Source organism: Clostridium yunnanense, from assembly GCF_016595795.1.
Taxonomy (GTDB): domain Bacteria; phylum Bacillota; class Clostridia; order Clostridiales; family Clostridiaceae; genus Clostridium_AR; species Clostridium_AR yunnanense.
In genome coordinates, this window is record NZ_JAENHN010000054.1 from 1 (window position 1) to 11,316 (window position 11,316).

Consider the following 11,316-nt stretch of genomic DNA (forward strand, 5'->3'; position numbering starts at 1 on the left):
TGCAAAGATTCTACTTTTAAATGATTTCTACCCATAATTCAACCACCTTTCTCCGTATGTTTAGTATTTGAAGAAAAATTGTGGTTATTCAGTATAACTTAAACTTAGACCTAGGATACCTATATAGGGTTCCATTACGAAAACTTAAGTTATGCATGTTCGAAAATCGTGGCTACTGAGGATTTTTGCGGCATGCATAACTTAATAGTTGAAGTTGGAACCCTATAAAGCAATAAAGGAGGCCAAGTTATATGAGAAATATGGGCAAATTAAGAAATATCCTTTAATTTAAAATAATTAAAGGAGGAATATAAAATATGAATATTAACAAAGAAGTAATGGAGCAGGAAGCTCGAAGTTTTTTATCAGTGCTATTTACATTACCAGAGGTTGAAAAAGTTCAGATAAAAGATATTTTTATCTTATCAATATATGATAACACAAATATCAGGAAGGGCTTAGATGAATGTTATCATGATAAATATAGTGATGTAGATATAAATGTTTATCTAAGACTACACCCCAATGATTATTATGATGAAACTCCAATATATAAGAAGCATTTTTCAAGACTTGGAATTCAAGATAGGATATTTGGCATTGTATTTCAAGAAAGAATTGATGATAAAGAGGGGATGCGTATATGTTTAAATAACGGTGTACGTATTGACTTTTCTTGCTTTTGCAGATGTGATGAAACTATTGAACTATTGAACTATGTACAAACAGCTGTTGAGGAAGATAAAAAATTAGCATGCAGGTATGATTTGAAAAAATCAGATTGGTTTTGGTTTGTGGCAGTGCAAGCTTTAGGTAAATTAATGAGAAAGGATTATTTAATATCTTCACATTTAGCACATATGCTTATTATGGAAGGTTTAGTAACTCAAATGATTATAAGAGATAATCAGTATAATACGAACTTTCATAGATATGGATATTCAGAGCAGCTGGAATATTTAAAAGTAGATATGAATTATGTAAATGAATTTAAAATCCATAATGATGAAACTCATAATCATATTACCGAGCTTTTATATCGAGCGGTAGTTAGTTATGATAAATCAATATTACGGTTAAACGATAGATATGTGAGTAGAAGTGAACTCTTTTTAGAAATATGGAGAGAATACATTAAGTTAGAGGCATATTAGAACAGTATCTGTATGAATAAATATGTTAAATGGATACATTTATAGTATAACGGGCTTATGGTGATATGAAAATTATATAATAAAGTGGAGAAAGAGAATGGATATACATGAAAGAATAAAATTATGGGAGAGACAAGATGGTTTGTCATTGTTTGATAATCTAGGATTAGCAAATGATTCAAATATTTTGGATTACGGTTGTGGTTTTGGACACTATTCTGTACTTGCATCGAGAGCAATTTGCAGGGGAAGAGTATATGCTGTAGATATTAATAAAGGATGTCTAAATCATATAAATGAAGTAATTAAACTGGAGGAGTTAAATAACATTGAATTAAAGATGGGAAATAAAGACTACTCTCTTGATTTTGAGGATGATTATTTTGATATGATTATGTATTATGATATTCTTCATGGCAATGGATTTCATAGATTTACATTGTTAGAAGAAGCACAGCGAACATTAAAAAAGAATGGGATATTGTCTATTTTGCCATTCCATATGTCAAATTTTACAGATAAGGATGGAAAAAAGAAGAAATATTCATATGAAAAGCTTGTTAAAGAGGTTGAAGCATACGGCTTTCAAGTAATTACATCGCTCTCAAAGATAGGAATTCATTTTGAAAAATATCATAGCCCTTACTACATAAGTAAGGGAGGAATAACTTTCGATGATCTTGAAAAAGCTGAAATTTTGACTTTTAGGAAGGTATAGATGAATAGACGTATAACTGACTTGTCTTTTAGAAAGTTATGAGTATAAACCAGTAGAGATTTTGAAAATAGTAGTGAAAGGAGGATTTTACTGAGTTGAAGAATCTAATTTTTATAAATGGAACCATGGGAGTAGGAAAGACGGCAACAAGCAAGGTTCTACAAAAGTTATTACCTAAATCTGTCTTTCTTGATGGTGATTGGTGCTGGGATATGTCACCATTTATTGTCACAGAAGAAACTAAAAAGATGGTTATTGATAATATAACTTATGTGCTAAATAATTTTATTTCATGCTCTGAGTATGAGAATATTATCTTTTGCTGGGTTATGAACGAACAAAGCATTCTTGATGAAATATTATCAAGATTAAATACAAGGGATTGTAAGGAGTATAAGTTCTCAGTAATATGCTCAGAGGAAGCGCTAATAGCAAGAATAAAAGAAGATATAAAGCTTGGAATCCGTAGAGAAGATGTTATTGAGAGGACTGTGCCAAGATTGCAGTGCTATCATAATATGGATACTGAGAAGATAGATGTAAGCAATATTTCAGCAAAAGAGGCAGCAGAGATTATATATAATCAGGTTGTCTATTAATAATAAAATAAATAACTCAATGATAGATCAAATCAGTTATTATGGTGGATATGTAATTAAAGTTACCTTTAATGATGAGCCTTCAGTAACATATGTATATGATTATAGTGGTGAAAAAAGATATCTTCTAGGTCGATGATAGATAATTCTAATTCTGGTAATAAAAATTTAAAACATGAAAATTAAACTTAGATTTTGACAGAAAACTAAGTATTATTGATTGGAGTGAAAAATTATTTTGAATATTAAAATGACTTCAGTTTATTTGTTCTTATGTGTAATCATAATTGTACTAATAGCTTATAATGTGAGAGAGCCTCAATCTATAAAGACCAAACCTTATGATGGAAGAAATCTGACCATTGGAATTATAGGGGACATACCAAAGGTTCGTGAGAAGCAAGTTAAGTTCACGAAGATTCAATTCTCTGATATAGAAAAAGAGAAGTTTGATACAGGTTACGATGCAATATTTATAACTAAAGAAAATTTATCTGAGGCAGCAAAAGCAAAGTATGCTCCAATATATAAAAAATCTAACATTCCATTCTTTTTTATCCAGACTGAAAAGAGCTTTATACCATTTACACTTGAAGAACTATCATATGAGGATGCAGCGGATTCAAAAGATCAAACTTATATTACGGGCATAGTACGTAATGGAGATAATATAACAGCTCATAAATACGGATTATATAACGATATTGAAAATGAAGATAATATTAAAGTTGTTTTTACAAATGTTTTTCAAACAATATCTGAGAATGTAGCAGCAAAGTAGTATAATTTATTTTGTAAAAATGTGTAAGACGGGAACTTTACCATAAATAAAGCATATTTATAATAAGCACGTTACCGGTCTAGGCATTTATAATATAGAAGAAATTATAATTGCTTTGGTGAGTTTAAGTCTGAGCATATTAATTGATTAGAAATTGAATGAGGTTAATGTACATTTAGTAAATAGGAGGATTATATGCTATATCTTGCAGGCGGTATTTGTGTAGTTTGTGGCTTTATATTTAAGTTGTTGCCACCACATAAGATTAATTATATATATGGGCATAGAACAAAATTCTCGATGAAAAATCAAGATACATGGGATGAAGCGCAAAGATATTCTTCTAATAGTCTTATTACATTTGGCTTGATTTATATGGTCTTAGAGTTTCTTCTAGATCAATTTCTTAGTGATTTTAATACCGGATATAAAGTGATAATATTTTTAGTAGGTGTAATTTTTATGCTGATTATTGATGAAGGTCACTTGAGAAAAGTTTTTAATAGTGATGGTACGAGGAAGGTGTAATAAAAGCCGTAAAAAATAAATACACATGAAGAAAGCTAATAAATTTTTAGAGGAGATAGTTTCAAAAAGAAAACATATGAAGATAATAGAAGTTAAAGGAAATACATTTTGTATAGATACAGGAAATGAGTATATACCATTTTACAAGGTTAATGATAAAGAAATCATTTTATTAGATAGTGGGTTAAAAACTGAGAGAGAAAGAATAGGTAAGCTAGTAAATGATAATGATTTTATAGTTAAAGCAATAATTTGCAGTCATGCACATATTGATCATATAGGAAATTGTTCTTATTTTAAAGAAAAGTATAATTCGATTATAGCTATGCCAGCTTATGAAGCACTTTTATGTAGTTCAGTAGTGAATCTTAAGGTTTACTACAGCAGTCAAACATTGGCTGAAGTTAAGGAAAACTTTGGTCATATGGTTTGCGATACAGATATTATGATTTTTAATAATCAGTCACATATAGAGGTGTTTGGGTTGAAATTTAATATTGTCCATACATCTGGACACAGTCCTGGACATATATGCATTATTACACCGGATGATGTTATGTATTTAGGTGATACTCTTCTTAGCTCTGAAATTATGAAGGCTGCTAAGCTTCCATTTGCACAAATAATTAGTGAAGATCTAAAAAGTAAGATAAAGCTTAAGGAGCTAAAGCATAACAAATATATTGTTGCGCATAAAGGAGTATATACCGATATTGCAAACCTTATAGAAGATAATATAAAGCAATATGATGTTGTAGCCAATAGTATTTTTAGATTAATAGATGATGGTATGACTATGGATAATATAAAAACAGCTGTTATTATAGCTTTTAACATTAAGATAAATAGTAAATATAGATATCATCTTATAGAAAGATTATTGAAGCCATATATTGAATATTTAAGTGAAATTGGAAGAGTAGAAACTAAAATACAAGATGGTGAGCTTATTTATTCAAAGGTTATTTGTTCAGAGTAATAGAAATTTCAGTTCTTTTTAATAAGATTAAGATACTAATTACGTTAACTTTCTTGAGTAATTAGTATCTTAATCTCGTGTTTTATTTGCAATTGCTATAGCTTTAAATGTACAACTTCAATTGGAGATATGAATATAGCATAGTTTTTAAACTGATTTAATTGTTAGAGTTGTTGTAACGTTTTTAAATTAGGTGGTTAGTCACCCGATGCTTTGCTGAGCTTTAGCAAACAATTAATATATATTATCATATTCCATGAGAGCGTAAAATAAAAACTGCCAGCAAAATGATGCTGGCAGTTTTTATTTAGGGTTTTTATATTTTAAATAGTGAGTATATTATTAACTCAGCTAGTTTTAAGGGCTAAATTTATTTGTGATACTAATCTAAGTTAGCAGCAACTTCGTCTTTAACAGTTACACCGTTCTTTTCAAGTTCAGCTATCTTTTCAGCAAATTGAGGTAAATGTTTTTTGTGAGCGATTAATAATTCATCTAGTACACGCTTAGCTGTTGCACCACCAGGAATTTGTGGGTTTAAGATAAAGGCTTGTAATGCAAGTCCATAATTACCAGTTACAGCAGCTTCACATACACAAAGCTCCATATTCTTCATAAGTTGTAGCCATCCACGTTGTGCTGGTTCTAATTCTCCAAATGCTATTGGAAGAGCACCTTTACCTGAAATATAAGCAGAAACTTCAACTACACAGTCAGCTGGTAGATCAGGAACAGCTCCATTATTCTTAGTTGAAACAACGATGTGAGCTTTCTTATCAGCATAGATAGAAAGTATTGTTTCACAAGCTGCATCTGAGTAGTGTGTACCACCACGTTTAGTCAATTGTTCTGGTTTGTAGTTTAAGTTAGGATCTTTATATAATTCAAAAAGTTCAGCTTCAGTTTGTTTAACTTGTTGTCCACGAGTTCCAACACCGTTAAATTCCTCTATGCCATGCTTTAACATTTCTTCTTGTAAGTAATAGTATCTATGATATCCACATGGTATTAAATTCATTTGTTCTAATTGTTCTCTGATAAATGGAACATCATGAATGTTTGCAGGGATACCTGAGTCATTGCTATACATTTTATCAATTATCTTAGCAGTAACGTCATTTCCATTCTTGTCACTTACTTTATGCCAGTGGAAGTGATTTAAGCCTGCAAATTGATATGTTAAATCTTCTAATTTTACACCAAGCATTTCTGGTTCTTTCATCATAGCTCCAACTGGTACATTGCAAAGTCCGATAACCTTGTCCCATTTACCGTATCTTACAACAGCTTCAGTTACCATACCACTTGGATTTGTGAAGTTAACAAGCCATGCATTAGGGCATAACTCTTTCATATCCTCAACTATATCAAGAATTATAGGAATTGTTCTGAAGGCTTTAAATATACCTCCAGCACCATTTGTTTCTTGTCCTAACATTCCATAAGAGAAAGGAATTCTTTCATCTTTTATACGTGCATTAAGTAATCCAACTCTGAACTGAGTAGTTACGAAATCTGCATCCTTTAATGCTTGTCTTCTATCTAAAGTTAAGTGTACTTTAACATCGTATGGTGAAGCATCCCACATACGTTGAGCCATAGCACCAACTATTTCTAACTTTTCTTTACCTGCTTCAATATCAACTAACCAGATTTCTCTGATTGGTAGTTCTTCATATCTCTTTATAAAACCTTCCATTAATTCTGGAGTATAGCTGCTACCTCCACCGATTGTTACGATTTTAACTGGTTTCTTTTCCATCTCAATACCTCCTCAACTAATCTACTTAAACAATAAACAATAATCTAAAGCATTTCAACATTGTTTCAATTCGTGAAACGATTTTCAGATTAAGAAAACGTTATGATATATATTTACTGTTTGAAGTTAGGGATTGTGCATGAGTTTTTATGGATGATGTTACTTATTTGCTCGATTTGGGTAATAGTATATGGAAGTAGATATTTCTCTTTTATTATTATGTTGATTTAATTAGTGATAATGATAAACTTATATAAAGATAGCTGAGTAATTGAATATAGTTATACAGTAACTTCTGCATATGTTGGAGGTGAGAATGTGGATTTAGAAATGTCTGATGGTTTTGAAATTCTATTAAACGATATAGCCAAAATAACTTCACTTAAAGACTATTGTTATATATTTGAAAATACATCAAACTCTTTTACTAGCGGACTTTATGAAATTACTAGTGGTGGAGTTGAATACAGCAATGAAACTATATTAATTTTTAATGAATTTGGAAAACGTATAAGAGATATTTTACAAAGAGAAGGTATTCTTGTGTTTTTTGCTTTACAGGGAAATAAAGCAAAATTTAAATTTATTACTCATTATAATAAAGAATTATTTTCAAATGATTTATTTGAGCTTATTATATTTCAAGAATATAATCTTGAACCTTGTAATGAGCAACGTAGGTGTATACTGAAACAATCTATTAAAGCAGAGAAAATTAAAAATACATTGGTATATGCTTGCTACGAAAATAATACTGATAAGATTATGAAGGCACTAAAAAATCCAAAGCAGTCATAATTAGATAGAAGATTAAATTGCGTTGGTACTCCACTTGGTATTTGTGCGAAAAATAATAATATTATCACATTTAAGGCAATTGCTGAAGCAGGTGCTAAGATTAATAAAGTGTCTATAGCATATACACCGTTAGAGATAGCATTTAGATATTCTGCTGATATTGTAAGATATATTTACACAGAGTTTAGGCAACAATTTGATAAAGAGGTGTCAAAGAAGGGTTTTGGTATAGCAACAGAAACAGAAACAGAAGATATTGAGTTATTACAACTATTATTTAATTATGGTTGTGATATAAATTGCTTAGGAAATCCATTTCCGCCATTGCATAGTTTTGCTGACTTTAATAATACTGTTGGCATTAAATTCTTGCTTGATAAAGGGGTAGATGTAAACACAAAAAATCAATATAAGCAAACAGCTATTGATAGGGCAAGAAGGAGAAATAATCAAGAAGCTATTGATTTGCTAGAGACTTATTATAGCTTTAATAATTAATATAGATAACAATAAACAAAAAGGATATCATAGGTTTTCAAAATATGAAAATTTATGATATCCTTTTCAGGTTCGTGTATAATTATAATTATTACAAAACAAAAAAGAGGGATAATATGAGAAGCGATAAAATTAAGATTGTTACAATAGGAGGGGGCTCTAGCTATACCCCTGAGTTAATAGAAGGATTTATTAAACGTAAAGATGAGCTTCCAATTAGGGAAATATGGCTTGTAGATATAGAAGAAGGAAAAGAAAAGTTAGAGATTGTGGGTAATCTTGCTAAACGAATGGTTAAAGAGGCTGGTCTTGATTGGGAAGTAAATCTGACTCTAGATAGACGTGAAGCTCTAAAAGATGCGGATTTTGTATCCACACAACTTAGAGTAGGCCTATTAGCTGCAAGAATAAAGGATGAGAGGATTCCTCTAAGTCATGGTATTTTAGGGCAAGAAACCAACGGAGCTGGCGGAATATTAAAGGCTTTTAGAACTATTCCAGTGATTTTAGACATAGTTAACGATATGAAGGAATTATGCCCCAATGCTTGGTTAATTAATTTTACCAATCCGGCAGGAATGGTGACGGAAGCAATACTCAATTATGGTAAGTTTGAAAAGGTTGTTGGAGTGTGTAATGGTCCAATAGGACATATTATGGAAGAGTCAAAACTTATTAACAAAAATCCAGAGGAACTTTTCTTTCATTTTATTGGATTAAATCATTTGCATTGGCATAAGGTCTATGACAATGAAGGTAATGATTTGACCACAACAGTTATGGATGCCATCTTTGAGGATAGTAAAAGGGAAGATAGAATTTTAAGTGAACTACCTTTTATGGAGGAACAAATTAGAAACTTAGGAATGCTTCCATGTGGATATCATAGATATTACTATTTAACAGATGAAATGGTAAAAAAAGAAGTTAATGAGTATAATGCAACTTCAACTAGAGCTGAAGTAGTTAAAAGAGTTGAAGATGAATTGTTTGAGCTTTATAAAGATGTTAACTTAAAGGAAAAACCAGAACAATTATCCAGGCGAGGTGGGGCATATTACTCTGATATAGCCTGTGAAATAATTAATTCAATTTACAATAACAAGGGTAAAGTTATGGTAGTAAATACAAGAAATAAAGGTGCATTAACCGACCTTCCTTATGATGCTTCTATTGAGATAACAAGTCATATTACAGCTAGTGGTCCAAAACCAATAACTTATGGAAAACTGAATTCTGCTGTTAGAGGTTTAGTTCAAGTTATGAAGTCTATGGAAGAACTTACAGTGGAAGCTGCAGTAACTGGAGATTATGGCACAGCACTACAGGCATTTATAATGAATCCTTTAATCCCAAGTGGAAGCATCGCTAAGCAATTATTAGATGAAATGCTAATTGCTCATAAAGACTATCTTCCTCAGTTTAAAGCTGCAATACAAGAAGTGGAAAAGTCATTATAGTATACTTATGTTAGACTTTTAGATATAAGCTTAAAGAATTTTCTAACGGATACTATGTTAAAAAAACGAAGCATTTATTATCTTATTATTAGATATGAATGCTTTTATTTTTGTCACTATATAAATAAAGAGAACCTATAAACTTTTAAATTTATAGATTCTCTTTATGTACATACTCAAAGTACTTTAAAGGTATTAAATTTGCATAACACTGTAAAATCATAGATGAACTTAATTCATATTTATTAGGTAGTGAGATTACATGATCTATGAATGATTGCGGTGCTTTTATCACAGAAGTAGTTATCATATATATCTTAGGTTTATTCTTTTTATCAAAAAATCCATCTCTTTGAAATAATCTAGAAAAATATGTGCCTGAGGCTGAGAAGATAATAATTAAGTTTTCCTTCGTTGCAGCTTCAATAAACTGTTTTTGGTCTATGTAAGGCATTCGTGTATATACCATCTTACCATTTGAAAACAAATCATGCTGAAGAGATACAGCGATATTTCCAGATTGCATATGGCCGAAGGCGGCAACCTTATCATATTTAAGTAAGTCTTCTACTAACTCATTAAGTATCTTTGAATTTAGAGATTCTTTAACTAGCTGAAGAGCTTTTATTGTCTCGTCTATAAACTGAGTTGTACTATTTTCTAAACTTGCAATAGGATAATATTTTTCTATTACATCAGAGCTTCTATTCTGACAAATAAATTTAAACTCATAAAAATTGTCTACACCAATTTGTTTGCAAAATCTACTTACAGTAGCCTTAGAAACATTGCAATTTTTCGCAATAGTGGACATAGAAAGATCTTCTAGGTCATTTATATTTAATAGAAGATAATTAGCAATTTTAAAATTTACTGAATCTTCATCTAAGGTATTTATAACATTTAATAATAAGATAATGATACTAGGCATTTTTGCACCCCCATATATATAGATAAACTACTTCACAATAGAATCTATCCAAATAAAGCTTCGTAGAACCATCGAAAGCTTTATTTGGAGTTTAGTGACTGAAGTAGTTTATCTGTTCAGCGGAATAGATAATCCAGCTCTATCTAATAAAACTAATCAATATTTTTGTTAACTATTAATGATAATAGGAATATCAAATATATATTTTATGTGAAACTGGTTTATCTATAGATGAACCATTTCATATCAGAGTTTATTAGGAACTGTTATATCTATATGTTACCATACTGTTGATTAAAAGTAAGCAAAGTATTAATACGTACATTTAAAAAGTATAAGGTTTGTTGATATTATAGATTTCCTAGCTCACCTATTAATTTATACATGCTAAAATTCATAGGTGAGTGATTTTTGGACAAGTATAAATTAAGTTTCCATATAGGAATTCTTTAAAGCACTATGCTTAAAATAATTAAAAGTTTAATTAAGGTGCTAGAGAATAGATATTAATAAAACTCTAAAAGTTGTTTGCGGTATTAATAGATGTTTTAAGTTCTCAAAGATAATTTTTATAAGTATTGTTCATATTGTAATTAAATAATATTTACTTCAGAAATGTACTATTTTCTAGATATTATCAATGAAAAATAGATTTTTTGCGGAAAACACTTCCAAGTGTATCAACTGGTGAATTATTTAGAAATAAGGAGATATATCAAAAAAATGTATAAGTAAATTGTTCTCAGGGCATATTACATAATATTGAGTATTAATTAATATGATATTATAGGTTATGTCGCTGCAACACAGTTCGACAAAACAACACAAAGTTTTAAAACAAAATTTAAATTAAATTTAAATAAGTTTTAAAAATGTGTTGACAAAGAAATCTTACGGTGGTAAGATATAAAAGCTGTCAGAAAAACAGCAAAACAACTTGGTCTTTGAAAATTAAACAGAGAAGATAAACAAAGTCTAAAATTAGACTTAAACTAAACCAGCAATTCTTTTGAAAAAAGACTTACTAAGTAAGTAAGCTATGATTAAACTTTAAATTGAGAGTTTGATCCTGGCTCAGGACGAACGCTGGCGGCGTGCCTAACACATG

General features: G+C 30.1%; 11 protein-coding genes. 9 read left to right on the plus strand and 2 right to left on the minus strand.

Annotated elements, in window-relative coordinates; translation table 11 throughout:
• Positions 1-317: 317 nt before the first annotated feature.
• The 6 genes from JHL18_RS20620 (at position 318) to JHL18_RS20645 (ending at position 4,759) form a co-directional block, all read left to right on the plus strand.
• A complete protein-coding gene (locus JHL18_RS20620) occupies positions 318-1,154 on the plus strand; it encodes a hypothetical protein (protein ID WP_200272752.1) in 837 nt (278 codons plus the stop codon).
• 97 nt (positions 1,155-1,251) lie between these two features.
• Positions 1,252-1,872, plus strand: coding sequence for a class I SAM-dependent methyltransferase (locus JHL18_RS20625; protein WP_200272754.1), 621 nt, complete (start codon positions 1,252-1,254; stop codon positions 1,870-1,872).
• Between the two features lie 95 nt (positions 1,873-1,967).
• On the plus strand, positions 1,968-2,471 hold the full coding sequence (locus JHL18_RS20630; RefSeq protein ID WP_200272757.1) for an AAA family ATPase: 504 nt from the start codon (positions 1,968-1,970) through the stop codon (positions 2,469-2,471).
• A gap of 238 nt (positions 2,472-2,709) precedes the next feature.
• The gene (locus JHL18_RS20635) at positions 2,710-3,252 is read left to right on the plus strand and encodes a transcription elongation factor GreAB (protein ID WP_200272758.1); all 543 of its coding nucleotides are present in this window, start codon (positions 2,710-2,712) and stop codon (positions 3,250-3,252) included.
• A gap of 195 nt (positions 3,253-3,447) precedes the next feature.
• A complete protein-coding gene (locus JHL18_RS20640) occupies positions 3,448-3,780 on the plus strand; it encodes an SdpI family protein (protein WP_200272760.1) in 333 nt (110 codons plus the stop codon).
• Positions 3,781-3,805: 25 nt separating this feature from the next.
• Entirely contained in the window at positions 3,806-4,759 is a 954-nt protein-coding gene (locus JHL18_RS20645) for an MBL fold metallo-hydrolase (RefSeq protein ID WP_338025494.1), read from the plus strand.
• Positions 4,760-5,141: 382 nt separating this feature from the next.
• Here JHL18_RS20645 and JHL18_RS20650 read toward each other — a convergent pair whose 3' ends face one another.
• Positions 5,142-6,521 (minus strand): 6-phospho-beta-glucosidase, encoded by a 1,380-nt coding sequence (locus JHL18_RS20650; protein ID WP_200272762.1) that lies wholly within the window; start codon positions 6,519-6,521, stop codon positions 5,142-5,144.
• 318 nt (positions 6,522-6,839) lie between these two features.
• On the opposite strand from JHL18_RS20650, the gene JHL18_RS20655 reads away from it, so the two are divergent.
• The 3 genes from JHL18_RS20655 to JHL18_RS20665 all read left to right on the plus strand — a co-directional run bounded on the left by JHL18_RS20655 (position 6,840) and on the right by JHL18_RS20665 (position 9,277).
• Complete coding sequence (locus JHL18_RS20655) at positions 6,840-7,319, plus strand: hypothetical protein (protein ID WP_200272764.1); 480 nt, start codon at positions 6,840-6,842, stop codon at positions 7,317-7,319.
• A gap of 108 nt (positions 7,320-7,427) precedes the next feature.
• A complete protein-coding gene (locus JHL18_RS20660; protein WP_200272766.1) occupies positions 7,428-7,817 on the plus strand; it encodes an ankyrin repeat domain-containing protein in 390 nt (129 codons plus the stop codon).
• A 116-nt stretch (positions 7,818-7,933) separates the two neighbouring features.
• Positions 7,934-9,277: a 6-phospho-beta-glucosidase gene (locus JHL18_RS20665; RefSeq protein ID WP_200272768.1), complete on the plus strand. Its 1,344-nt coding sequence runs from the start codon at positions 7,934-7,936 to the stop codon at positions 9,275-9,277.
• 151 nt (positions 9,278-9,428) lie between these two features.
• Here the strand turns inward: JHL18_RS20665 and JHL18_RS20670 are convergent, their stop codons facing one another.
• Complete coding sequence (locus JHL18_RS20670) at positions 9,429-10,208, minus strand: MurR/RpiR family transcriptional regulator (RefSeq protein ID WP_200272770.1); 780 nt, start codon at positions 10,206-10,208, stop codon at positions 9,429-9,431.
• Positions 10,209-11,316: the final 1,108 nt, after the last annotated feature.